Origin of the sequence: Thermaurantimonas sp. (assembly GCF_046299575.1) — a bacterium.
Lineage (GTDB): Bacteria > Bacteroidota > Bacteroidia > Flavobacteriales > Schleiferiaceae > Thermaurantimonas.
This window is the reverse complement of the sequence record NZ_JBKBHX010000007.1, coordinates 1-26,192: the sequence shown is the minus strand read 5'-3', so window position 1 is coordinate 26,192 and position 26,192 is coordinate 1. Positions and strand designations below refer to the sequence as shown.

At 41.9% G+C, this 26,192-nt stretch carries 21 protein-coding genes; 16 read left to right on the top strand and 5 right to left on the bottom strand.

The features are described from left to right. The first annotated feature begins 31 nt into the window (after nucleotides 1-31). Both ACK4EX_RS09500 and ACK4EX_RS09495 read left to right on the top strand, forming a co-directional pair. Nucleotides 32-760, top strand: coding sequence for a hypothetical protein (locus tag ACK4EX_RS09500; protein ID WP_409772174.1), 729 nt, complete (start codon nucleotides 32-34; stop codon nucleotides 758-760). Then, nucleotides 757-1,653, top strand: coding sequence for a hypothetical protein (locus ACK4EX_RS09495; protein WP_409772172.1), 897 nt, complete (start codon nucleotides 757-759; stop codon nucleotides 1,651-1,653). The genes ACK4EX_RS09500 and ACK4EX_RS09495 overlap by 4 nt, the downstream gene beginning before the upstream one ends. Here ACK4EX_RS09495 and ACK4EX_RS09490 read toward each other — a convergent pair. Together ACK4EX_RS09490 and ACK4EX_RS09485 are read right to left on the bottom strand one after the other, a co-directional pair. Further along, entirely contained in the window at nucleotides 1,648-3,855 is a 2,208-nt protein-coding gene (locus ACK4EX_RS09490; RefSeq protein ID WP_409772169.1) for a PKD domain-containing protein, read from the bottom strand. The genes ACK4EX_RS09495 and ACK4EX_RS09490 overlap by 6 nt on opposite strands. Before the next feature lie 71 nt (nucleotides 3,856-3,926). After that, nucleotides 3,927-4,385, bottom strand: coding sequence for a hypothetical protein (locus ACK4EX_RS09485; RefSeq protein ID WP_409772166.1), 459 nt, complete (start codon nucleotides 4,383-4,385; stop codon nucleotides 3,927-3,929). Nucleotides 4,386-4,530: 145 nt separating this feature from the next. On the opposite strand from ACK4EX_RS09485, the gene ACK4EX_RS09480 reads away from it, so the two are divergent. The 5 genes from ACK4EX_RS09480 (at nucleotide 4,531) to ACK4EX_RS09460 (ending at nucleotide 10,632) form a co-directional block, all read left to right on the top strand. Beyond that, on the top strand, nucleotides 4,531-5,244 hold the full coding sequence (locus tag ACK4EX_RS09480) for a hypothetical protein (RefSeq protein WP_409772164.1): 714 nt from the start codon (nucleotides 4,531-4,533) through the stop codon (nucleotides 5,242-5,244). Nucleotides 5,245-5,299: 55 nt separating this feature from the next. Next, entirely contained in the window at nucleotides 5,300-6,433 is a 1,134-nt protein-coding gene (locus ACK4EX_RS09475) for a lycopene cyclase family protein (RefSeq protein ID WP_409772163.1), read from the top strand. Between the two features lie 173 nt (nucleotides 6,434-6,606). Further along, entirely contained in the window at nucleotides 6,607-7,506 is a 900-nt protein-coding gene (locus tag ACK4EX_RS09470) for an OmpA family protein (protein ID WP_409772161.1), read from the top strand. A 2-nt stretch (nucleotides 7,507-7,508) separates the two neighbouring features. Then, entirely contained in the window at nucleotides 7,509-8,753 is a 1,245-nt protein-coding gene (locus ACK4EX_RS09465) for a bifunctional folylpolyglutamate synthase/dihydrofolate synthase (protein ID WP_409772160.1), read from the top strand. Beyond that, nucleotides 8,743-10,632 (top strand): HAD-IIIA family hydrolase, encoded by a 1,890-nt coding sequence (locus tag ACK4EX_RS09460; RefSeq protein ID WP_409772158.1) that lies wholly within the window; start codon nucleotides 8,743-8,745, stop codon nucleotides 10,630-10,632. Before ACK4EX_RS09465 ends, ACK4EX_RS09460 begins: the two co-directional genes overlap by 11 nt. A 330-nt stretch (nucleotides 10,633-10,962) precedes the next feature. Here the strand turns inward: ACK4EX_RS09460 and ACK4EX_RS09455 are convergent, their stop codons facing one another. Further along, nucleotides 10,963-12,078, bottom strand: coding sequence for a TolB family protein (locus ACK4EX_RS09455; RefSeq protein ID WP_409772156.1), 1,116 nt, complete (start codon nucleotides 12,076-12,078; stop codon nucleotides 10,963-10,965). 112 nt (nucleotides 12,079-12,190) lie between these two features. Here ACK4EX_RS09455 and ACK4EX_RS09450 point away from each other — a divergent pair, with 112 nt between their 5' ends. The 6 genes from ACK4EX_RS09450 (at nucleotide 12,191) to ACK4EX_RS09425 (ending at nucleotide 17,992) form a co-directional block, all read left to right on the top strand. Then, complete coding sequence (locus ACK4EX_RS09450; RefSeq protein WP_409772153.1) at nucleotides 12,191-13,372, top strand: glycosyltransferase; 1,182 nt, start codon at nucleotides 12,191-12,193, stop codon at nucleotides 13,370-13,372. Beyond that, entirely contained in the window at nucleotides 13,347-14,609 is a 1,263-nt protein-coding gene (locus ACK4EX_RS09445) for an ABC transporter permease (protein ID WP_409772151.1), read from the top strand. The genes ACK4EX_RS09450 and ACK4EX_RS09445 overlap by 26 nt, the downstream gene beginning before the upstream one ends. Nucleotides 14,610-14,612: 3 nt before the next feature. Then, nucleotides 14,613-15,773: a glycosyltransferase family 4 protein gene (locus ACK4EX_RS09440; protein WP_409772149.1), complete on the top strand. Its 1,161-nt coding sequence runs from the start codon at nucleotides 14,613-14,615 to the stop codon at nucleotides 15,771-15,773. Continuing rightward, the gene (locus ACK4EX_RS09435) at nucleotides 15,770-16,375 is read left to right on the top strand and encodes a ribonuclease HII (protein WP_409772146.1); all 606 of its coding nucleotides are present in this window, start codon (nucleotides 15,770-15,772) and stop codon (nucleotides 16,373-16,375) included. Before ACK4EX_RS09440 ends, ACK4EX_RS09435 begins: the two co-directional genes overlap by 4 nt. 181 nt (nucleotides 16,376-16,556) lie before the next feature. Continuing rightward, complete coding sequence (locus ACK4EX_RS09430; protein WP_409772143.1) at nucleotides 16,557-17,030, top strand: RDD family protein; 474 nt, start codon at nucleotides 16,557-16,559, stop codon at nucleotides 17,028-17,030. Further along, the gene (locus ACK4EX_RS09425) at nucleotides 17,027-17,992 is read left to right on the top strand and encodes a hypothetical protein (RefSeq protein ID WP_409772141.1); all 966 of its coding nucleotides are present in this window, start codon (nucleotides 17,027-17,029) and stop codon (nucleotides 17,990-17,992) included. Before ACK4EX_RS09430 ends, ACK4EX_RS09425 begins: the two co-directional genes overlap by 4 nt. Before the next feature lie 432 nt (nucleotides 17,993-18,424). On the opposite strand, the gene ACK4EX_RS09420 is transcribed toward ACK4EX_RS09425, so the two are convergent. Continuing rightward, a complete protein-coding gene (locus tag ACK4EX_RS09420; protein WP_409772138.1) occupies nucleotides 18,425-21,499 on the bottom strand; it encodes a DUF2723 domain-containing protein in 3,075 nt (1,024 codons plus the stop codon). A gap of 464 nt (nucleotides 21,500-21,963) precedes the next feature. Then, on the bottom strand, nucleotides 21,964-23,358 hold the full coding sequence (gene fumC / locus ACK4EX_RS09415) for a class II fumarate hydratase (RefSeq protein ID WP_409772137.1): 1,395 nt from the start codon (nucleotides 23,356-23,358) through the stop codon (nucleotides 21,964-21,966). A 159-nt stretch (nucleotides 23,359-23,517) separates the two neighbouring features. Here fumC and ACK4EX_RS09410 point away from each other — a divergent pair, with 159 nt between their 5' ends. From ACK4EX_RS09410 to ACK4EX_RS09400, 3 genes are all read left to right on the top strand, one after another. After that, nucleotides 23,518-23,964: a DUF2214 family protein gene (locus tag ACK4EX_RS09410; protein ID WP_409772136.1), complete on the top strand. Its 447-nt coding sequence runs from the start codon at nucleotides 23,518-23,520 to the stop codon at nucleotides 23,962-23,964. Nucleotides 23,965-23,980: 16 nt separating this feature from the next. Then, nucleotides 23,981-24,658 carry an endonuclease III domain-containing protein gene (nth, locus tag ACK4EX_RS09405; protein ID WP_409772133.1) on the top strand — a complete coding sequence of 226 codons (678 nt, stop codon included), beginning with the start codon at nucleotides 23,981-23,983 and terminating at the stop codon, nucleotides 24,656-24,658. Between the two features lie 65 nt (nucleotides 24,659-24,723). After that, nucleotides 24,724-26,192, top strand: a 1,469-nt coding sequence (locus ACK4EX_RS09400; RefSeq protein WP_409772131.1) for a hypothetical protein, incomplete at its 3' end; no start/stop codon positions are given.

The window sequence follows — 26,192 nt, the reverse complement described above, 5'->3', positions numbered from 1 at the left end:
CTTTTCTGCACTGTAAAGTTTAAACTTTCAAATGGCTCATATAAATAAATTTATTGTTCCCTTCTTTCTTGTATTTGCATCTTCTTGTGCCACTTACAAAGGAGCTGAAGTTCGTGTAGTGAGGAAGATGCCTGTTCTAGATTTTTATGAAGATGTTGTCATTTTGAATAATGCGGACCTACTTCCAAATCAGCGAACAGAAGTAGGCACGATCACAATAAGAAAATCGGATTATCACAATGTACCATGTGGATGGGTAGAACGGCTTACTGCAGCTACTTTAGAAGCAAGGAAATTTGGCGGTAATGTGATTGTACTTGACAAAATTTCGGGGAATATCAATCTGGCTACAAATAGCTGTGGAGACATTACAGGCTATGTATACAATGTAGAAGAACATTTGGTTTCACAATTAAAAAAATTTAGAGTAAACGGAGGGATTAAAAATAAATATGATATTGCAAGAGTAGTATTTATTAAACCAACATTTGCAACAAATTATTCTATCTATGTAAATGATGATAATCTTGGATTAATAAAAGGAGGTGAAATTGTAGAGTACAAGACGAAAAATAAAGAACCTTTGATAATTTGGGCAAAAACAGAGTCAAAAACACAATTGGTACTGAATGTAGAACCAGGATATGATTACTTCATCTTCTGTAACGAAATTCCATCAGGATTCATGTTACCGCAAGTTCAGTTTGTCACACTTCAGCCAGAAGTAGCTATTGACCTGATTAATAAAATGAAAAGATGAAAAAATTCCAGATTTTTCCATTTCTATCTCTTCTTATTCTGCTTCCAGCGATTTTATTTGGACAAGACAGAATAATTACTAAGAAAAATCAGAGAATTGAGTGCAAAATTTTACCAGTAAAAGACAAGGACTTTGTTTATTTTCAAATGCTTGAAGATGGGGAACTAAAATATACACTCTTACCCAAAAATCAAATCAAAAAAATAGACAAGAATTATTATAAAAAGCCAATACTTTCGATCGATTCAAAACCCAAAAACCTGAATTACAACAATTTCTTATTATCTGTAAGGGCTGGTATGGGTAGAATGTCGTATCAAATTGATCCCAATGCATCACCTCAATACAAAGATTTTCAAAATAGAGAGCGATATGGATTTACGTATGATTTAGAAGTATCTTATATGTTTTCTGAAGCATTTGGAATGTATGCACAGTTTCAAAGCTTTTCAAACAGTGTAAATAGAACATATCAATTTCTGAACCCAGGAAATCCCGGAAATCCATCAGAGCATACATTTCGGTCAAATCAATCGATGTTTTCTTATAATGTTGGGATTACGTATAATACAATTTTTAACGAAAAATCGCTCATGTCATTTGGGCTTGCTCTTGGGCAATTCAGATACAAATATTTCTCCGATCTCGACATCTTCTTTCCACCTACCACATATAATGGCAATGATTTGCACTATTCACTTAGAGTATTAGGACAATACAAATTAACTGAAAATTTGTATCTCGATGGAGGTATAAATTTTATCTCGGCTGCATTGTTTTCTGTTAAAAGAGATATGAATGGAACAGTAGAAACGTTAGACTTGTCTTCTAATCCTTGGAGTTTATCGAGATTAAATTTTTTAGTGGGTATTCGATATGGAATTTCGTTATAATATCAGATAAATATTTCCTCTTCTCACGTGTAAAACTCCGAGATAATCCACTGCGCGAATTACATATTGATAAACACCAGCTGGAACAACGCGTTGATGATGTTTACCGTCCCATGAATTTTTTGGATCATTTGATTGAAAAATAATTTCACCCCATCGATTAAAAATAGATATTTCGTACGATACCATTCCTGTAACTGAAACTTCAAATCGATCATTTATTCCATCGCCATTTGGGGTAAAAGCATTTGGAATAAAAAGCGTAATTTCAGGATATATCCAAACCGTAACCGAATCATAAGCTTTGCAGCCAAATTCATTTACCGATTCTAAAACGGCTGTATATCTACCAGTATCAGCAAAACTATGCTTATAGAGTTGAGTAAAATTTTGAATAATTGTACCATCACTTATATACAAAATTGATTGTGTGTTTGAAGTATTTTCAGAATTGTTTTTAAAAGTAATTTCCGGGAAAAATATGGAGGCTTTCATTGGTTTTGCTTCTAACACTGCCTGGGGTGAAGGATATACCTCTATGGGTGGAAGTGTAATTTCGGAAGAGTCAACACATCCTATTGCTGTGTACACTTTAAGTTTGGGAATATAAATACCAGGTTTTTGATAAAAGTGAATGGGATTGCACTGAATTGATGTAATTCCATCACCAAAATTCCATAAACAAATCAATGGAGTTTCAGCCACTGATTGATTAAAAAATTGAACGCCCTCACCAAGGCAAACCGACTGTGCGGAACCTGACGCATTGAAGGAAGGTGGAGCGTAAAATTGAACAAAATTTGAATATTCGCTTTTACAGCTGAAATCCTCAACTTCTACTTTTACTAAATGTGGACCTGGATTATTAAATACAATGGTGGGAGGTGAATTGCCTTGATAGAAAGAAAGTGAGGCTGCGCTTCCGAAATACCATTTGATCTTAGCCTGAGAAGATAACGGTGTGCCCTTTAATTTAAATTGTAAGGACGTATTCGGGAGGCACAGGCTTCCTTCAGATTCAAAATAAACCTGTACAGGATATCGCACTTCATATGTTTCGTATGTCGTGTCTTTACAACCATTACCAGCATCGATTACCAACATTACATTATAAACCCCAGTGTCAGAAAAGGTGTAAATAGGATTTTGAACATTTGCCGTATCAGCAGGTGCTTTGCCTGGGTCGTTAAATTTCCAGAAATAACTCTTTGCATTGTTGCTGTAACTGACAAAGGGAATCGTAAGGCCGGCGCAATAGGTCTGAGGAATAAGGTTTTGTGGGCGGATGGTGGCAAATTTTGACAAATCGCAACCATATACTGTAAACTGATAATCGCGACGATGGGTACCAAGCAAAACTCCGTTCCGCCACTCTTGTACACACACGGTTACGACGTGAATGCCGTTAACTGACGGATTGACAGAAAGTAGTCCTGTAAAAGGATTGATAGTCATAGGCGGATTGCCCATCATGGGATTAGCACCGCTGTATCCAGGAGCATAGGTAACAATGGGATATGGTGGTGGCAGAGGTGGATCGGGCTGGGGTGAAGTTGGTCCTCCGGGTATATTGTCGCGCCCGCCCCCATGAAAAGCATTACAAAGGGTATAAAAAAGCGAATCACCATCAGGATCGATGGCGTGATGTGGGTAATTGAATCCCATGTTACGGCAGAGTATGAGAGGAGGATGGTTAGGAAAAGCAGGAGAACTATTGCATGCCGTATCCATAGGAGGAATGGTAGCTAAATAGGTAGCTCCATTGAAATCAGGATTTACAAGATTAATAATTGTGGAATTTCGGCAACAACGTTGATACACAATTGTATAGCCCCCAGTCACTGGGGGTAAACTGACGGTGGTGACGTAAGTAGTGTGTTCGATGCAGGTATTTGGCGGTGGTGGCGCGCAAGGGCTAGGCGCTGAATAAGGCAGTAAAAAAGTACTCTGAAGAGGAAGGGCTAAGCGTTGAACTAAGGTGTTGTTGTTAAAAATGCCAATAATTGCAGGATTATCGAATGGAGCACCATTCAGCGAGTTACAATCGCGGTATATGGTAAGGCGAATTTGATACAATTTATTGCCGTTAGGTGCAGTGCCCTGACATACATATGAAAGTTCGCCTCCAACAATATGAAATGGTAATGCTGTAAATGGAGCAATAATAAAATAAACCCAAATCAGCAAAACCACTCTTTTCATTCTAACAAATGTAAATAAAAAAGCACGATTTTGTTCAAATAAATCGTGCTTTAAATGAATAAAATTCCTGGTTAAAAAGTGAATCGGAAACTAAGGTTAAAATTTATGAGGTCAAGAAAGGTTGGAACGAAGTTAAATTCCGGTTTAGCATCGAGCGAGATGTTAAGAGGCACCTTTTGAAACTTGTAATCGATACCGATAATTCCATCAACTCCGAATAGAAGATTATCATTAGCTGCAGGCACATTTGGTTTTCCGGTGCGATAAGTTCCTACATGTGCACCGAAGCCATAAAACCATGTCAAGCCAGGCTCACTACCTAGAGGGTTGTAATATTCGATAAGGCCGGTAATGCTCCATCCACCCCAGCGGGGAGAAAGAATAAATTCGTAAGCTTTAGAGCTTGACGCATAATTTCTGTAAGTGAGTCCATTATTAAATCCACCTCGAATACCAAGTGCATGCTTATCTTGTGCTTGCAAGGAAATTCCCAGTACAAAAAACAATAATAAAACAACTTGTTTCATCATTTACTTACTTTTTCTAATTGTAAGCAAAAGTATCCCAAAAGTTGTTTTTAGTGAAATCAAGTATTAAGCTCAGTGATTGAGTGCATAAAATAATTTTTAAGAAAAAAAACGTTTTTTAATTTTGAAATAACAAAAGCCAAAAACCATGAAATACGTAAAGCTCAACGAAAATTGGTACATAGACGGTTTGATTGACTTTGAATACAAAAGTTACCAGTTGTTGGGTTACCTACAGAAAATTCACACACTTTTTGCGCAGAAAAAAATTTATCCACAACTTGCTGATCTCATCAATCATTATAGAAATCTACTGGAAATCAAAGAGCAAAAAGAATCAGTACGCAGTAAATTCCCGCAATCGGTAACCGATATTAATTTTCAACGAATGGAAGTAATTTACGAAGATTTGTACAAAGACGACGATATTCTTAAAACCATTGACGAAATTATCGAGTTTGCTCTACCGCGATTTAGACAAAGCATTGAATCAGGAAAAGAACTCTTTGAATACGCAGCATCGATCATCGATCTTGAGCCGATCGGCATTGTTCCTTTGTATAGAAAGGAAGGATATTTCCTCCTTCGCGATAATAGCACAGATGATATTTTGATATTTTACTACCGAATCAAACTCATTCAGACAGATTCCGACCAATTCAGAGCCTTGGAGACAAGATATTTGGGCAGAGATAAACTCTCCATTACAAATACACCAGAAAACATCAAAATGCGTCTAATAAAGAATTTTAAAGAGTTGCCAAATCCAGCCAGTTACATGATCAGCATTAAACACTCCCTGCCCTTGTCAGCCACCTGGCTTCCGGTAGCTAAACGAATACTTCTAAAAGCAGTGAGTTAATTGAAAACGGTAAAAAATTAAAAAATAACAAAAATTTCATTTTAAAAAGACTACATTGGAAACATTTGATTATATAATAGCTGGAGCTGGTGCATCAGGCCTCAGCATGGCTTATTACATGGCTATTGATCCATTTTTCGACGATAAAAAAATCCTACTAATCGACAGAGAGCCAAAGACATCTTACGATAGAACTTGGTGCTTTTGGACAGAAAATGAACGTATTTTTCCGGATGTGGTTTGCAAAACTTGGAAAAAAATTCAAATTAAAACTCCAAAAAAAAACAATATATTTGATATATATCCATTTAGCTATCATCTGATAAAAAGCAACGATTTTTACGCATATGTTTTAAACATATTAAAATCAAAAAAGAATTTTAAAATACTCTATGAATCGATTGAAGAAATAAGAGGTCATGGCACGGTAGTGACTGAAAAATCTCTTTACAGAAGTGGATATGTTTTTAGCAGCATTGGTAATGCTATTCGATATAAAGAAGGTAATATTACACTTCTTCAGCACTTTAAAGGATGGCAGATCGAAACAGAGGAGTCCATTTTCGATGCAAATGTGGCAACATTAATGGATTTTTCAATCGAGCAATACAAGGATTGCAGGTTTTGTTACGTTTTGCCATACAGCGAAAAAGAAGCTATGGTTGAATATACTATATTTTCAGATAAAATATTGAAAGACGAAGAATATGAATATTTTTTGGAAGAGTATATCAAAAAAGTCTTCGGAAATATAAAATACACTATTAATCACAAAGAATTTGGCGTAATTCCGATGAGCGATATTGCATATACTTCAGACATTACATCATCTGTAATAAACATTGGAACTGTAGGAGGAGCCACAAAAGCTTCGACAGGATATACATTTTATTTCATTCAAAAACAAGCTCATTTTTATATTCAACAACTAAAGAAAGGAAAGATTCAAAAACTCTATCAACCAAGATATAAATACAGGTTGTACGACAGCGTTTTATTGCGAGTCATTCAAGAAAAGCAAATGCCAGCTTATAAAATATTTGAAGATTTATTTTTCAAACTAAAAATTCAGGAAGTTTTTAATTTTTTAAATGAAAAATCTAGTCTTTTGCAAGACATAAAGATCATGAGTTCGGTAAACATTCCTGTATTTTTAAGGGCTATGATTTCACAAATCCGAAAAATTTAATGAGTTTTCAACATGTAAATAACAATAATTAAACTGATGATTTACTCTAAAGAGTAGCGAAGCATCAGTACTTTTGAACGTTTATTACCTAACAACACATGAAATACGGATTGTATCTGATTTCCATACTTTTATTGTGCTCGTGCGTTTCATCCAAGGTTCATAAAAACCTGATGAACAATTATAAACGCCTCGATAGCCTACATATGGTATCCCTTCAAGAAAACAATCAGCTCAAGGCTGAAAACAGAGCATTGCTCAACGATGTAGCGGCTCTAAGCGCATACGTGGAAAAACTGAAGAGCGATTCGCTTGACTACTACCACAACATTATGAGCAAGGCTAGACAAATAGATGAGCTCAATCGCTCTTATGAGTTTCTTCTGGAAAATAACAAACTGCTAATGAATCAAAGCACAGCTGAAAACCGCAAGCTGATGCAGCGCCTTGAGAAAATGCAAGAAGAGCTACAGCAACGCGAAGACAGTCTGCGAACCGAACGGATAAAACTTGAGCATCTCTCAATGAAGCTGCGTGAGAGAGAGAAACGCGTTGGTGAACTTGAAACAACTTTGGCAAGAAAAGATAGTGTACTCAAATTCTTTTCTGATCGGGTTTCGAGAGCATTAATGCCCTTTCAGGGCAAGGGTTTACGCGTACAAATGCGCGATGGCAAAGTGTACGTGACTTTAGAAAACGCTCTGCTCTTCGAGCCGGGCAGCTGGACGCTGAACGAACGTGCCATGCCAGCCTTACGCAATCTTGCTAAAGTATTAGAGGACAATCCCGACCTGAGCGTTCTGGTGGAAGGACACACCGATAGTGACCCATACAGAGGTCAATCAGCCGTGAGAGACAATTGGGACCTTTCGGTAATGCGCTCAACAGCCGTAATCAAAGCATTGCTCTCACAAGGTAAGATCAATCCGTCCAGAATCTCAGCTGGTGGCCGCGGGGAGTTTCAGCCGGTGGCATCAAACGATACTCCTGAAGGAAAAGCTCAAAACCGACGCACCGAAATCATTATTACACCTGATTATTCGAAGTTGGTTGATTTAATTAACATAAAATAACCTTGATTGCGAATTATCAGGATGCATTGAGCTGGCTTATGAGCCGGCTTCCTTTTTTTCAGCGGCAGGGTGCTGCTGCCTACAAGCCCGGTCTTGAACGCACGCTGGCATTGATGCACTGGCTTGATCATCCACACAAGCGATTCCCAACCCTGCATGTAGGAGGCACCAATGGCAAGGGTAGCGTATCGCATTTGCTTGCAGCTGCGCTACAGACCAAAGGTTTGAAAACCGGACTTTATACAAGTCCACATCTTTATGACTTCAGGGAGCGCATTAAAATCAATGGACAAAAAATACGCTCTGAATTTGTTGTTGACTTTGTAAATCGATTCATTGATGAAGCACAAACCATCGATCCGAGTTTTTTTGAACTCACAATGGCAATGGCATTTGACTACTTCGCTCAAGAAGCCGTAGATGTAGCTGTAATCGAGGTGGGAATGGGCGGGCGTTTAGATTCAACCAATGTGATAACACCAGTAGTAAGCGTTATTACAAACATTGGATGGGATCATATGCAGTTTCTGGGAGATACTTTGCCAAAAATCGCCTTTGAAAAGGCTGGTATCATTAAACCGGAAGTTCCTGTGGTAATAGGTGAATTGCAGGAAGAGGTAGCAGATGTTTTCAAAAATGTGGCTCAGGCAAAGCATGCCCCACTATTCTTTGCATCTGAAATATATAAAAATCATTCATTTGAATGCGAGCTCAAAGGCTCTTATCAGCTGAAAAACACGAAAACTGCATATGCTGCCTTGCAGTTGCTGCCTGAAATGCTTAAGCCAACGGAAGAGCAGATTCGCTATGCCTTTGCTCATGTAGTACAATTGACCGGTTTGCGAGGTCGATGGGAAGTACTTTCTCAAAATCCGCTCGTAATCGCTGACACAGCCCATAATTTTGACGGTATTCAGACTGTACTGAAACAACTCGAACAGGTTCGCAAAGGCAAACTCTACATCGTGTGGGGGATGGTGAATGATAAGGATGCTATTAAGATTTTTACACTCATGCCAAAAAATGCGCATTACGTACTTACCACGCCTGATGTACCGCGCGCCATGCCATTGGAACAGTTAGAGAAATTAGCCACTGATTTTGAATTATCCTTCGAAAAAAAACCCGGTGTACCGGCTGCCTATCAAAGAGCTTTAGAATTAGCTCAACCCGAAGATACCATATACGTAGGTGGAAGCACCTTTGTAGTAGGCGACCTACTTAAACATCTCGACTATGGTAACTGATGCGTACATCCTTTGCGGAGGCAAGGGTACACGCATGGGGCAGTTGGCTTCTAACCTCCCTAAACCCATGCTGCCCCTAATGGGTAAGCCAGTACTGGAACACATCGTGCTTCAATGTGTAAAAAATGGCATAAAGCGCATTTGCCTGATTACGGGACATTTAAGTCATGTGATCGAAGAATATTTCAAAGATGGCAATGCCTGGAACGTCGAAATTAGGTATTTTAAAGAAGCAGAGCCTTTAGGTACAACTGGCGCATTCAAATTATTGGAGTCAGAATTGCCGGATATCTTTTGGATCTTTTATGGGGATGTGGTGTTTGACATGGATTTAAAAAGGATGTATAACTTCCACAAAGCCAAGAATGCCCGAATGACCATTGCCGTTCATCCAAACGATCATCCCTACGACAGCGATTTGATCGAAACCGATCTTTCGGATCGAGTCGTTCAGGTGCATCCCAAACCACATGCTGCTGATCTGAGGGTTAGAAATTTAGTAAATGCGGCCCTCTATTTGGTTGAAAAGGAGGTAATACACCACATACCAATCGGAAAGAGTGACTGGGGGCGACATCAATTGCCGAAGCTGTGCAAGACATTGCCCATCTACGCATGGCGCACTGCGGAATACCTCAAAGATATGGGCACTCCAGATCGCATTCAAAAGGTGGAAGCGGATCTCAAGTCTGGAAAACCCCAGCGAAGAAATCTGCAACAAAAGCAAAAAGCCATTTTTTTAGATCGCGATGGGGTGCTCAATGAAGACATCGATTTAATCCATCAACCCGAGCAATTGAAAGTTTTTCCGTTTGCTGCTGAAGCCGTGCGAAAAATCAATCAAAGCGACTACCTGGCCATTGTAGTAACCAACCAAAGTGTAGTAGCTCGTGGACTCACCGACGAAGCTGGCCTTAACCGTATTCATGCCGAACTTGACTATCAGCTGGCTGAGGGCTATGCCTATCTCGATGATCTCTACTACTGTCCGCACCACCCTGACAAAGGATTTGAGGGCGAAGTGGTAGAATTAAAAATTGAATGTGAATGTCGCAAACCAAAACCTGGTATGCTGCTAAAAGCTGCTGAAAGGTATAACATTGATCTAAACGGCAGTTGGATAATAGGCGATCGACAAGCCGATGTGGAGGCAGGCTTGAGCGCCGGGTGCACCACTATGGGAGTAATGACGGGAAATGGTTTAAAAAACACGCGTATTGCACCTGACTTTACTTTTTATTCAGTGGCAGAGGCTGTGGAGTACATTCTCAAAGAGCCACATAAACCAGTTGCCGAAAGCTTATTGCAAAGAATACGAACATCATCAAAGCGGCCATATGTATTGGCTATTGCCGGAAATACGGGTACCGGGAAGTCGACATTGGCAACCTATGTACAGCGATACTTCCTCCGAAATGGCATAAATGTGCTTAAAGTGGAACTCGACCACTGGATTTTGGCATCGGAAAAGCGCTCTTCAGCTCATGATTTACATGAGATTTATCAAATCAATCGCCTAGAAGAAGATTTAAAAAACTTCTTAGAAGGTAAATCGGTTACGCCCACTGGTTACCAGCGCAATCCTACCTGGAAAATTGAGCCTCCTAAATATAAATTGACATCTGAGACAGACGTAGTAATTGTAGAGGGCATTGTGGCTTTGATGCTTAAAAACCTTGTGGATAAGTATGATTGGAAGCTGTTTTGTACGGTGAGCGATAAAACTTTTTACAGGAATCTTTATCAACTCAACAGGTGGAAGGGTAGAACAGATGAGGAAATCAAACAAATGATACAGTTGCGTAAGTCAAGTGAATACAATGTGATAGCAGAGCAAGGCACCTTGGCTGATGAAGTGATTTGGAACGATGCAATTTGAATCAGGTAAAAATAGGAATCTCAATAGTCATTAGTTCAAAGAAAAGATTTCTAAATGCGATTTGATAAGAAAAAAGATTTATATAGCACTGAGAATCGATCAAATACAATTGCAAAAACAACAGAAACTGGATTTTTAAAAGAATTTTGAAGGACACTTCTCAGAAGCACTTCGCGTGAGGGATGCGAAAGGCGCGCGAAAGCGCGGTGCGGAGGCTAAGCGAAGCGGTGCCGAAGCACGGGAGCGAAGCGTACCCTGTAGTACGCCGACCCTGACGAAGGCGCCTGGTGCGCCTTGTCAGGGGCACGCCCAAATAAAAAAAGAAAAAAATTATTTCATCTTTCGCCTAAAAAACTTTTGGGAATCACCCTTTTCGTCCCAATCGCAGATAAAGACGTTGGTATCGCGAGTGCCTCCGTTGTTTCGGTTGGAGCTGAAAACGAGCTTTTTGCCATCCCAGGAAAACATAGGGAATGCATCGAAAGTAGGATCGAAGGTGATTTGCTTCAATCCGGTGCCGTCTTCGTTGATCATAAATATATTGAAATGGTAACCGCGCGGGCTGTGGTGATTGGAGGAAAAGAGGATGCGCTTTCCGTCGGGGTGGTAGTAGGGCGCCCAGTTTGCCTTGCCTAGATTAGTAACCTGCCGCAAGTTGGAGCCATCGGCGTTACAGACAAATATTTCCATATTGGAAGGTTTTACAAGACCTTTTGCAAGTAGGGCCTTGTATTCGGCGATTTCTTCGGGAGTCTTGGGTCGGCTGGCGCGGAAGACTATTTTGCTGCCGTCAGGTGAGAAGAAGGCTCCCCCGTCGTAGCCGAGTTCATTGGTGATTTGCACGGGATTAGAGCCATCGATATCCATCACCCACAGCTCGAGGTCGCCGGAACGGTCGGAGGTAAATACGATCTTGTCGCCACGCGGTGATACAGTGGCTTCGGCGTCGTAGCCCTTGCGATCAGTGAGTTTTTTTACGATATTACCCTTCAAATCAGCTACGTAAATATCATACGTGTCGTAGAGGGGCCAAACGTAGCCAATAGAGCGGTCGGGTTCGGGAGGGCAATCGTCGCCCCCTTCGTGTGTGCTGGCAAAGAGGATAAGCGTATCGCCGGGTAAGAAGAAGCTACATGTGGTGCGCCCGCGGCCGGTGGAGACCATTTGAGGGCGAGATTGAAAGAGATTGTCGCGACGAATGTCCCACCAGAAAATCTGGTCACATTTAAGACCCCATGCCGGATTGTTGCTTTGCATGACGAGCTTGCGGTTGTCGAAGCTCCAGTAGGCTTCGGCATTATCGCCTCCGTTGGTGAGCTGGCGGAGGTTTTTGAGGTGTACTTCACCGGGATATGTTATAGCTTTAGACTTGGGAGATTGTTGAGCAACGACTGAAAATGCAAGAATGGAAAGAAAAAGTATTTTGACTAAGGGAATATTAACCATTTGAAAAAGCATATTTTTGGCAAAATAAAGTCACAATGCCCATCAGCTTAGTATGGGCTTGACTTTTTTAAGAAACACAAAACGATCGCCAAACCGCTGAATTGCCCCCACTATGAAATACGTAGAACTATTGCTCTTTGTACTCATTGGCATACAGGTATTTTACTTTTTCATTTTTGCCGTCGCCGGGCTTGCACCACATGAGTTGATTATGAAAAAAGGTCAGCCTCTCACGCGCTTTGCCGTGCTCATACCAGGATACAAAGAAGACAAAATCATTGTGGATACAGCCCGACAAGCGCTGGAGGTTGATTATCCGCGGGAGTTGTACCGAGTGATCGTACTTGCTGACACCTTTCAGCCCGAAACCGTGCAAAAGCTCAGAGAAACAGGCGTAGAAGTGTTGGAAGTAAAATTTGAGCACAGTACCAAGGCTAAGAGCATAAACAAGGGACTGGAATATTTAGAAAAAGACCCCCCGGAAGCCGTAGTGATACTGGACAGCGACAATGTGATGGCGCACTTTTTTTTACGGAAAGTGTCAGATGCTTTTCGAAACGGTTATCACATCATACAAGCACACCGCACTGCAAAAAATAAAAATACGCCTATGGCCATACTGGATGCGGCCAATGAGGAGATCGGCAATCACATCTTCCGCAAAGGACATAGAAACATGGGCCTTTCATCGGCTTTAATCGGGTCGGGAATGGTTTTCGAGTACAATCTGTACAAAAAGTACATGGCCCAAATCACTGATACCGCCGGTGAAGACAAGCTGCTCGAGATGCTGTTGCTAAAAGATGGGCAAACCATTGAATTTTACGAAAACGCATATGTATATGACGAAAAGGTATCGACCACAAAAAACTTTGGTAAGCAGCGCACGCGCTGGCTTGGAGCGCAGTTTTACTTTTTCAGAACCTATTTTCTGGATGGACTGAAGCATTTGATTTTAAAAGGAAATATTGACTATTTTGACAAGTGCTTTCAGATGGCACTTATTCCCAAAGTGCTTCTAATTGGGCTCATGGGTATAGTGGGTGTAGTAGATTACTTTACAGACTGGTTTACGTACAATTGGCTTTTGCTCGCTGTATTGTACTACTCCGCCATGCTTATATCGGTACCCGCCAGCCTATACAACATAGATCTGCTGCGCGCCATAGCACACATTCCGGTAGCTATGGTGGCATTGATCGGCTCCATACTGCGAATCAATAAAAAGACTGCCACACATTTTGAAGTGACTGAAAAAGGCAATACAAGTGAATCCAAACAAACTACTCGCTAACCTTCCGCTGCTGCTCGAAAGCATTCACACCGGCATAAGGTCGCTGAGTGTCAATAAGTTTCGCACGCTGCTGTCGCTGCTAGGCATCACAGTGGGGATCTATTCGATCATCACCGTGTTTGCAATGGTAGATTCCCTTGAAAGAAATATTCGCGAATCGGTGCAGCAGCTCGGCAATAATGTAGTGTACATACAGAAATGGCCCTGGGGCGGTGGTGGTGAATATCCGTGGTGGAAGTATCTCAATCGCCCTGAGCCCCGCTATGACGACTTCGAAAAGCTCTCGCGCCTTGTGCGCAATTACGACAAAATGGTGTATGCCTTTGGAATTTCAGCCACAGCCAAAGCTTTGGGCAATCAGGTAGAAGGGGCTACTGTGCTTTTTACTTCACACGACTATCTGGCTCTTTGGAACCACAAAATCTGGCAAGGACGCTTCTTTACCGAGCAAGAGTCGCGTTCGGGAGCACCAGTATGTGTATTGGGATACGATGTGGCTGAGGGACTTTTTCCGCAGATGAATGCCGTTGGCCAGCGCATTCAGCTCAAGGGAAAAAAACTCACTGTGATTGGCGTATTTGAAAAAACGGGCAGAAGTCTGGTGGGTAATGACAACGACCAAAACATTGTAGTTCCGGTGAATTTTGGGAGAAAGTTTGTAAATGAAAATGCCATAAACGGCAGCTTCATCATGGTGCGCGCACCCGAGAATGTGACGTTGGCCGAGTTTAAAGACGAGCTACGCCAACACATGCGCGCCATTCGACGGCTGAAGCCAAGGGTTGAAGACAACTTTGCCCTGAATGAAATCTCCCTCATCAGCTCAAGCCTTGATCAGATATTTCGGATTGTAACTGTAGCGGGCATTTTCATAGGCGGATTTTCCATTTTGGTGGGCGGGTTTGGTATAGCCAACATTATGTTTGTGAGTGTAAAGGAGCGCACCTCAGAAATCGGTATCCGCAAAGCCCTTGGTGCCCCGCGCCGATTCATACTCGGACAGTTTTTGACAGAAAGTGTTGCCCTATGCTTAGTGGGCGGATTAATTGGCCTTGTCCTGGTCTTTGCCACACTGCTGATCGTAGCCGGTATTCTGGAGTTTCCATTTTACCTTAGCACAAAAAACGTTGTACAAGGCGTAGTGATCAGTGTGGTCATTGGGCTTATCTCAGGCTACGCACCCGCGCGCTCAGCCAGTCTGCTCGATCCTGTGGAGGCCATTCGACAGGGCAACTGACAGATGTGTGATAAACTTGCCAAAAATTTCCAGGTGCGAATAGCTGTCAATACACGCTTCCTACTCCCCGGCCGGCTTGAGGGCATAGGCTGGTTTACCTATCATACTCTGAAAATACTCACCGATAAATATCCCGACGTGCGGTTTACCTTTCTGTTCGACCGGCCGTGGGATGAAGAATTTGTGTTCGGCCCTAACGTCACACCTGTTAAGCTCTTTCCACCCGCGCGCCATCCGCTGCTTTGGTATTGGTATTTCGAGCATTCAGTGCATACTTACTTACAACGACATCCACACGATGTTTTTCTAAGCCCGGATGGCTATATGAGCCTGCGCCACTGCTCTACCCCACAGATTGCAGTGATCCACGACATCAACTTTGAGCATCACCCTGAATTTCTACCTCCCCTTGTGCGGAAATATTATCGCTATTTTTTTCCCCGCTTTGCGCACAAAGCAAAAAAAATTGCTACTGTAAGCCAGTGGTCAAAGAATGATCTAACAGCTACCTATGGTGTGCCTTCGGATAAAATCCATGTGGTGTACAATGGTGCTTCAGAAATTTTCAAGCCGATAAGCGAAGACGAAAAACGAGCTGTTCAAACCAAAGTGAGCCAGGGTAAGCCGTTTTTTATCTTTATCGGCGCTTTCAACCCACGAAAAAATATTGAAGGACTGTTCCGGTCGTTTGACCTCTTCTGCTCGAAATACATGGAAGACTACCGGCTGGTGGTCGTGGGCGAGAAAATGCATTGGACACATCACATGGATCAGACATACCTTGCTATGCAACATCGCGAAAAAGTACTGTTTGTAGGACGAAAGCAAGGAGAAGAGCTTAATCAGTTACTTGCATCAGCCGAGGCTCTGTGGTTTGTGTCGCACTTCGAGGGCTTCGGTATTCCGGTGGTAGAAGCCTTTAGGGCAGGTGTTCCGGTGATTACTTCTACAGCCACATCTCTGCCGGAGGTGGGTGGTGATGCAGCCCTGTATTGCAGCCCCAATGATTATGAACTGATTGCACAATCGATGTACAGAATTGCTTCAGATGAAAGTCTGCGTCGTACTCTTATTTCTAAAGGCTTTGAAAGAGCTGAGCTTTTTACATGGAAAAATACAGCTGACCGCTTGTGGAATACGGTACTTGAAGCCGTTGAAAAATGAGAGAGTTGATTGAGTTTTATCAGACTGACGTACCCGAAGCCGGTTGCGACGAAGCGGGTCGTGGCTGTCTGGCCGGCCCTGTAGTAGCTGCAGCCGTTGTTTTAAACCCCGAAAAGCCCATCTCACAGCTCAACGACAGTAAGAAGCTCACTGCCAATCAGCGCGAACGGCTTTTTGACGCAATTTGCGAAAAAGCGAAAGCATGGGCCATCGCTGAAGTATCGGTCGACGAAATCAACCGCATCAATATCCTAAATGCCTCTCTGTTGGCCATGCAAAAAGCCATAGAACAGTTAAGTGTCGCGCCCGGATTGCTGCTCATCGACGGCAATCGATTCCCCCGCTGGCATATACCCCATCGTTGCATAGTGAAGGGCGATGCGCGCTACCAAGCAATTGCCGCGGCCTCCATACTGGCTAAGGTATACCGCGACCGGCTTATGCTGCAGTTACACGAAGAATTTCCCTACTACCACTGGAATCAAAACAAAGGCTACCCTACCCGCACCCACATCGAAGCCCTTCAGCGCGAAGGCATATCGCCCCAGCACCGTCGAAAATTTGTAAGCAAATTCATCGAACCTGATTTGTTTAGAAGATAAGATAATCTTCAGAATAAAGAAGGAAACCTTTTTAAAACTTGAATGAAAATATGCAGTTTACGACCTATCACTCATCTAATTTAAGCAAATTAAACCTTCGATACAAATAAACAATTAATGTTAATCTTTTCTAAAAAAAATCAAGAACATACATAATTTCGCGCCTAAAAAAAGAGAATTTATGGAAGAAATTCACTTAATGAATAATAAACCATTAAAAGCTGAATGGTGGAGGAGACTCTTCGGCTATGTCATTGATACATTTCCAATATTGATTTTTTCTATGTTTATTGCTTCAGAAATTTCACCAGGAGAGTCATTTAAAGATATATATCCTACGATTTTCATGTTCATTTTTTTACCCTATGTTTTATACTTTGAAGGCGTATTTAATAGAACTTTTGGTAAGTTTATTACTGAAACCATAATAATCGACAGAAGAACATTTAAAAAACCATCTTTCGAACAAATCGTTGGGCGTATGTTATCAAGATTAATTCCTTTTGATGCCTTATCCTTTCTTTCATCAAGACCAAGAGGTAGGCACGATTCAATACCAAATACAATGGTAACAACCACAAGATCTCTAAATCCATACAAAAGTAAAAAAAACAAGGAGGTAATTTTAGTAATTAAAAAAGATCAAAATGCATGAGAAAAATTTATAAAAATTTCTTCTTGAAAATTTTCCCTGTTCCAACAATTGTCCTGATATTCATTTTTGCTTGTAACAATCAACAAAAAGAAGAAGAAATTCTATTAAAACAAGCAAAGGCTATCCTAATAAATCCAGAAAAATCTTCAGCTTTACAGATAGAAAACATTATTTCATCGATTAAAACATTTTTAGCCGAAAATCCAGATACAAAACGCTATGAAGAATTCACCAAATATATCGATGAATTATATCGACATTTAGATATTTATAAAATAAGCGAATACAATAGCAAATTTGAAGAATTATCTACAAAAACGTATCACAACATAAATGCAGCCATAAAGGAACAAGATGATTTTTTGAAAGAATTTAATACTATATACGGAAGTCAACTGCTCACAAGACATCCGGAAATAAATACTTTGATAGAAAATGTGAAAAATATCAAGGAAGAATTTAAGTCTATGAAATTGTTATTTGAAAGTGATTTTTATGATCTGGAAACATTCAATACTGAAGTGAGTTTTAATGCACATATATACAAAAACAGCAATTATGAAACAGTTAGAAACAGCTTTGATAAAATTGCTGACAATCAAAGAAATTTACAAGCCACAAAAGATTTAAATAGAAAAGTTGCAAACTTTGAAGAATATTTGAGAAATGATGCAGTAAAAATATGCAACCAACTATTCGATGATTTTGTACTCGATAACAGCAAGGGAGTTCAAACAATCAGCATAGGAAACCCATATCAACACACCTTATTTACAACACGAGCATGTGATGGCATTTTTCGTGTATATCTAAAAGGCGCATTTTTAGGATGGGATCGTGGATCTGTCAAAATTTATGTGAAAGGTTTGCTTTATGTGGCAACAGATGAAAATCAGATGTTTTCAAAAGTAGAATATAGAAATCTCGATTATCAAATCCTTGAAACCACTGGAGATTTATAGAATTAATTCACAAGAGCATTTTGCCTTTTTAACTAGTATAAATTTGCTTATATCCTATACAATAATTTAAGCAATAATTATAAACATTAATTTAAGTGATTCTACCTTCTTTGTTCACTTCATTTCGATCTGATAGTGGGCATTTGTAGCTTTATATGCTTTTACTAGTCAGATTGAAATTTCCGTATTTAACTTGATTTTTAAACAATTAATTAGCTTTAATTATCTGATATATTATTACAGCAAACATTAAAGAAGTAGATAAAATAAACATTGCTCGATTTTAAACTGTGTATTGTAAATGATTTAGATCAAAAGATTTGCATATTTTAATATTAAAAAGGATTGTGGACGGAATTATAAAATAAGTTATGGAATAAAAAAAACCGCCCATAATCCCGGGGCGGTTTTTATTCAGGTTGAAGTATTTTTTCAAATATTTATTCCAGCAGAGGATTTTTCAAACCGCTGATAAAGCTGGCTTTTTGAAAAATCGTTTGATTTCAGAATGTACTGCATTTCAAGCTGTGCGAGGAAGCGGTAGAATTGCAGGCTGTTTTGCAGCTCTTGTTGAATAGCCTTGCGCTTATTACCCCTGAATTGGTTGAAATATCGGATTTCCTGATCGAGCTGATCGGCAAACTTGTTCATGAGTTCCATGGCCTTGTCGTTGGCTCCGGCTTTCAGGTAGCCTTCTATGATACCGAACATGAAGTAGTTGAATTCAAATTTTTCTACAGGCATCTTTTCCATACAGAAATCGAGGGCTTTTATGGCCTTTTCATTTTGGCCTTCGGCCGCCAACTCAGAGGCAAGGCGAGCGTAAATATTTCTAAAGTTATAGCTGAGTCGTCGATTGGTTTCATCCAGATATACATCGGGTAACTCCATATTTCCAAATTGAAACTTATTCATCAGATTGTCGTACATGATTTCGGTGTCCACTTTTCCGAATTCAAATCGCTGACCTTTTTCTGCCATCTTCATAGGCACAAACCGATAGGCAAGGCCTTCAAGGCGGAAGTACTCGGTGAGAAAGAAGTACGAGCGATCGGTACTGCCTACGGTGATGGAGAAATAGATAGGACGGCTCCAGTCGTTGTTGGCCAGAAGGTCGAGCACCATGATGTCACGTTTGGCAAGATAGTCCATGTCGAGATCTACGTCGATGAAGTCAAGTATCCTGGATGTGTCAGCCTCACGAACTACTTTATTGCGAAGTACTGCCTCTTTATCGACCGGGAAGCGAAGGCGCTTTACCGGATAGTACTGAAACTCGCGCTTACCGCCATAGGCTTGGAAGCGGGTGATTGGATCGTCACTTTTAATCCACTTCATAAAGTCGTCGGCCATCCAACGGGCATTAGCGGGAGCCACATTTGGCCGCTGCTGGTAGTAGAGCACATCGCGGGTACCTTGCTTGTATTGGTTCCATTCGAGCGAGAAGGGCACAGGATCGCTGTCGTATGCCTTGCGCTTCATCTGGTCGATGTACCAGTCGGTATTCAGCAAACTTAAATTGACAACACGCACATCGGTTCGATAGCCCTCTACTTCTTGCACGTACCAGAGTGGGAAGGTGTCGTTGTCGCCATTGGTAAAGAGGATGGCATTTGGTGCACAGCTGTCGAGGTATGCTTTGGCGATGTCGCGGGCTGTATATCGATTGGCGCGGCTATGGTCATCCCAATTCTCCTTAGCCATAATGCCCGGAACCAGAAGGGTGCACAAGGCTGATACGGCAAGCGCATGTAAAGGCTTATTGAACTTATCGCGCAGCAAATCCAGAATTCCAAACACACCCAAACCAATCCACATTGCATAGGCATAGAACGAACCCACGACGGCATAATCCCTTTCACGAGGCTCAAAGGGTTTCTGATTGGTATAAACAATTACTGCTACTCCGGTAAAAAGGAAGAAAAGCAAAACAGCCCAGGCATCTTTTGGATTCTTTTTAAAATGATACCACAAACCAAAAATGCCAAGAATCAGAGGAAGAAGATAGTATTTATTGCGGGCTTTGTTGTTTTTCATATAGTCTGGCATGTTCTTCTGCGGACCAAGGCGCGCATTGTCGATAAAAGGTATGCCTGAGATCCAATTTCCTTTGGTGAGCTCATAGCGGCCCTGGTCGTCGTTCTGGCGGCCGGCGAAATTCCACATGAAGTAACGCCAGTACATATGGCCTAGCTGATAGTCGAAGAAGAATTTAAGATTTTGACCTACAGTGAGTTTTTTCTCAGGATTGCGAATGTTGGCTATGCGTTTGTAATTTTCAACGTGTTCAGGGTCATCACTCCACATGCGCGGGAAGAAACCAATAGTTGATTTATCCCAATTGCGCTCTGAATATTTAGCGTCGTAAGAAATCACGTAACGACCAGCCTTCTCATCACGCACATAGATGGGTTTACCGTCTTTAAAAGGGTTATTTCTGTCGAGTTGTGAATTGAAATACTGACCGTAGAGTATCGGAAAGTCTCCATATTGCTCCCTTTTGTAGTAAGCTAAAAGGCTTAGGGCATCTTCTGGATTGTTTTCATCAATTGGTGGATTGGCATTGGAGCGAATCGCCAGGGTAAGGAAGCTCGAATAGCCCAGAATAATGTAAAAGACCGAGAGAGCGATAATGTGTAGGTAATAATACCCCTTCTCTTTTGCATACCACAATGACCAGACAAATACACCGGCAAGAAGTAAAGTAGTAAATATTGTTCCTGAGTCAAATGGAAGACCGAATGTATTAACCATTGTAATCTCCATAAATCCGTACAAGCGGAGCAGAAAGGGGATGATCACGACGAAAATTACACCGAGTATTCCCACTCCGATTACATTGGCTATGATAAAATTCAGGGTTGTAACCTTCTGATATTTTTTGAAAAAGTAAATCATGGTAATGGCCGGAACGGTAAGGAATACCAGAATGTGTACGCCAACAGAAAGACCTACAAGAAAAGCTATCAGGATGAGCCAACGGTCGGCACGCGGATTCCAGTCCACTTCGCGCTCCCATTTCAGAATAGCCCAGAAGGCAATGGCAGTAAAGAAAGATGACATGGCATACACTTCACCTTCTACAGCCGAAAACCAGAAGCTATCGCTGAAGGTGTATGCAAGTGCCCCTACGACACCACTTCCAAAAATGGCAATCATGGTAGTCTGATCATCGCGGCCGAGGCTTTCTGCCAGTTTGCGACCAAGGGCAGTTATTGTCCAAAACAAAAACAAAATGGTAAATGCACTGGAAAGGGCGGATAGCGTATTGACCCAAAAAGCCATTTGTGTCCAGTCGCCAAAGGCAAAAATGGCCATTACAGCGCCTAGTAATTGAAAGAGAGGTGCTCCCGGCGGGTGGCCGACTTGAAGTTTAACGGATGTAGCAATGTATTCGCCACAGTCCCAGAAGGATACAGTCGGTTCGAGAGTGAGCATATACGTAAGCAGGGCTATGCCAAACACAGCCCAGCCGATGATGTCGTTCCACTTTTTGTAGTGTTCCATTTTTTGAGGTTAAACTTTTTTTTTGTTTGTGGGCGAAAATAGGACAAGCCGTTTATATGGGCATAAATTTTATATGGTGTAATTACGGCTTAACCTTCGGATGATCGAAAATTCAATTATGATTTTAATGTTGCGATTTTATTTGGCTTGAATTATTTCGCACAAATGGTTCTATTGACCTTGCGCTCCTACGGAGCTATGAAAATTTTGCACCGATTGCTATTAATATTACGCTCCTACGGAGCTATTAATGTTTAAACCAAAAAAATAGCTGCAGCGCAGCTAAAGATTAATAGTCCAATTGTCCAAAAGATGTGGATAGCTCTGTAGGAGTGAAACCAAAAACACCGTTCTCGATTACACAACGTTTAAATTTGATATGCGGATAAAAAAATTAAACAAGGTGTCCGGGGATCTTCAGACACCTTGATTCCGCTTGATTATTGGAAATTTTTATTCAAACATCACTTCGGATGGATCATATCTTCCGGGCGCACCCACTGGTCAAACTGCTCGGCGGTGAGCAAACCTAACTCTACAGCAGCCTGCTTCAGCGTCTTGCCTTCTTTGTGGGCTTTTTTCGCAATTTTAGCAGCATTTTCATACCCAATGTGTGGATTGAGGGCTGTAACGAGCATCAGACTGTTGTCGAGATGGCGCTTTATTACGGGTAGGTTGGGTTCAATACCCACAGCACACTTGTGATTAAAGCTCTCACAGGCATCGCCCAGAAGGCGGGCGCTGGTCAGCACGTTGTATGCGATGACGGGCTTAAATACATTGAGCTCAAAATGACCATTGCTGCCGGCCACAGCTACGGCCATATCGTTTCCGATCACCTGTGCACACACCATTGTAAGGGCTTCAGGTTGGGTAGGATTGACCTTACCGGGCATGATGGATGAGCCGGGTTCATTGTCAGGAATCAGGATTTCGCCTATGCCACAGCGCGGTCCTGAAGAAAGCATGCGGATGTCGTTGGCAATCTTCATACAGCTCACTGCCACGCGCTTGAGTGCTCCTGAGAGTTCGACCATTGCATCATGGGCAGCCAGGGCTTCGAATTTATTAGGTGCTGTAACAAAAGGCAGGCCTGTAAATTCTGCGATCTTCTTTGCCACAAGCACATCGTAGCCTTTTGGTGCATTCAGGCCTGTACCCACAGCCGTACCGCCGAGGGCCAGTTCGCGTACCATCTCCAGCGCATTGTGCAGGGCACGTAGGCCGTTGTCAAGTTGTTGTACATATCCGCTGAATTCCTGTCCGAGGGTAAGCGGAGTAGCATCCATGAAGTGTGTGCGACCTGTTTTTACGATGTCTTTAAAGGCTTCTGATTTGGCCTTAAGCGTGTCGCGCAGCATTTCTATTTGCGGGATGGTGCGGGTCACTACCAGCTTGTATGCTGCGATGTGCATGGCCGTGGGAAAGGTATCGTTGCTCGACTGCGACTTGTTGACATCATCGTTAGGGTGAAGCACTTTCTTTTCGTCGGTGAGTTTACCGCCGGAAATCACATGGGCGCGATTGGCAATCACTTCGTTTACGTTCATATTGGACTGCGTGCCAGACCCCGTCTGCCAGATTACCAGGGGAAATTCGTCGTAAAGCTTGCCTTCGATGATTTCCTCGCACACGCGCGAAATCAGGTCGCGTTTTTCGGCAGGAAGCACACCCAGTTCGCAATTAGCATGAGCTGCTGCCTTTTTCAGATATGCAAAAGCTTCAATGATTTCTCTGGGCATGCTGCCTTCGGGACCGATCCTGAAATTGTTGCGCGAGCGCTCTGTCTGAGCACCCCAATAGCGGTGGGCCGGCACCTGTACCTCGCCCATTGTATCGCGTTCGATGCGGTATTCCATACGCTTACTGTGTTAGAATGCCGCAAATATTGCCTTGAATCAGGTTAACAAATCAATAATCCGGAGAATTTGTTTTTAAACAACATAATATCTGTATCAATCCCATACCCAAACCATCCCTACCTTCGCTTTGTTAAAATTCAACATATCATTACTCTTATGACTCTCGAGATCGCAGCCCGCTACCTGCACTTCATCAGCATATTTGCCATCGTAGCATCCCTATCGATCGAAGCCTTCAGCGTAAAGCCGGCCATGACCCGTGCCGAAATCGGCCGGATCAGCCGCATCGATGGCATCTATGGCATTGCCGCACTTACGCTGCTTGTAGCTGGTTTTACCCTTTGGTTCTGGGTAGGCAAGCCCGCCGAATACTACAGCAAAAACTACCTTTTTCACACTAAACTTGCCCTGTTTACAACAGCTGGCATTTTATCTGCCTGGCCTACCGTATTTTTTCTAAAAAAGCGAAAAGGAAATCCGGAAGACATCGTAATAGTACCCCGACATATCCGCCGTATAATCGCCCTTCAGCTCATTCTGATCGCCTGCATACCTTTACTGGCCGGCCTTATGGCCAAAGGCATCGGTTTTTTTGGCTCCTGAAAAAGAAAACCTCAAAATGACCAAACGCGAAAAAGTCAAATACCTGATTACTGAGCTCGACCGTCTCTATCCCGAAACACCTGTACCCCTCGACCATCGCGACCCCTACACACTGCTCATCGCCGTGCTGCTTTCGGCCCAGTGCACCGACGAGCGCGTCAATCGCATCACACCCCTGCTCTTTGCTGAGGCAGATAATCCCTACGACATGGTAGCCCTTGGCCTTGACCGCATCGCAGAGATTATCCGACCCTGCGGCCTTACGCCCATGAAATCGAAAGGCATCTATGAGCTCAGCAAAATCCTCATCGAAAAATATGATGGCAAGGTACCTGCCGATATGGAGGCCCTTGAATCACTGCCAGCAGTGGGTCATAAAACCGCTTCAGTGGTGATGGCTCAGGCCTTTGGTGTACCGGCTTTTCCGGTAGATACGCATATCCACAGGCTAATGTACCGATGGGGCCTATCCGACGGAAGTAGTGTACAGCGTACAGAACGCGATGCCAAAGCCCTTTTTCCAAAATCCAGATGGAACAAACTCCACCTTCAAATCATCTTCTACGGTCGTGAATACTCACCTGCCCGCGGCTGGGATTTAGATAAAGACTTCATTACCTGTACCATTGGCCGTCGTGACCTGATCAAAGCTTGGTTAGAAGAAAAAAGTAAAAAAGTTAACAAACAGCCTTAACTTTTTCATAAAATATCCTTGTAAGTTTTTAAGATAGTGTACTTTTGACACTAAAATTTTCTGTTATGAAAAAATTACTATTTTTTAGTGTTTTATTTCCGTTTTCCATATATTCACAAATTACCATAAATGGAAATGGAAATTCGGGGTTTGGAAGTCCAGTTGGAAATGGTTCGTTGCAGATATCTTCAAGTGGTTCGAATATTACGTTTACGATCACAAGAGGCACTGGAAATTTTAATGATTTCCTGGTTATTTACATTTCTAATGGCGCTGTCGGAAGAAGAGCGATAGATGGAGATCTTAGTGATAATAACGACGCACATAGAAGAGCTATATCTCTTCGAGGTGGAGCTGGAGTAACTTTTTCTGGTGGATTTAGGGCAACGCATGCAATCGCTATGAATGCTGGTTCTGGAAGTTTTTGTGGATTATGGAGTATTCCTGCTACTGGAACAGTCGGCAACGGAGATTTAGGTTATATCACTGGCGTTTCCGGCCCCACATCAAATACTTTTACGAATTTTTCTTTTACAATAACATATTCAAACATTGGATTATCATCTGGTGATCCTTTTGATGTAGTATGTGTTTACGGTAATCCCAACGATGGTTCGGAAATGTTTCTTTCAAATGAAATGATAGGAACCAGTTTTTCAGGATCGAATCCAGGAAAATCGATGATTACACTGTCAAATTACAGAAGATTTCCGACAAACGAAGTTGGAGGACAGGCTTCGACTGCAGCAGCAGGAAACTGGAATAGTGCCACAACTTGGAGTAATGGGAACGTTCCACTCTCTAGAGATGAAATTACAATTGGGCATAACGTCTCTTTGAATCAGAATGCTACAATCAGCAGTTTAACCATAAACTCTGGTGCCACATTTACTGCAAGTGATGCTTCACCTAGAACATTAACTATTCGCAGAGACCAAAGTGGATCTGGAACTACCCTTAGCAACTCCGGGACCTGGTCAAATGGTACAGGGGGAAGCACTGTAATTTTTACAGGCTCAACCTCCGGAAGTGATGCCATTCATGCTGTTTCTGGCTCAATTGAATTTAATAATGTAATAATTAATAAAATAAGTGGCACACCAAACGTTGGAGTTAATTTTGGAACAGGAGGAAAACTTGCCACTAATGGAAAATTAACTATTGAGGCAGGTGGATATGTTTCGAGTATTCCCAGTGATTTCTATACAGCCAATACGAATACAACCCTTCAATTTAATACAACAGGAGGTTATACAGTAAATACAGGAGATGTTACCTGGCCAGCCACAAATCCCCCATCGAATATTCAAATTTCTACTAATACAGTTACATTAAATGCCACGCGCTCATTGACAGGAAATTTAACTTTAGATGGAGGAAATCTTACAATTAATGCAACAAGGGCGCTTACAGTTAATGGCACTCTATCCAACAATAACTCTATTACCCTTGAAGCGACTTCAAAAACCGATTATGCCCGGCTGATTTATGGGGCTGTATCGGGTACAGGTACCGTAAATCATCAGATGCGTCT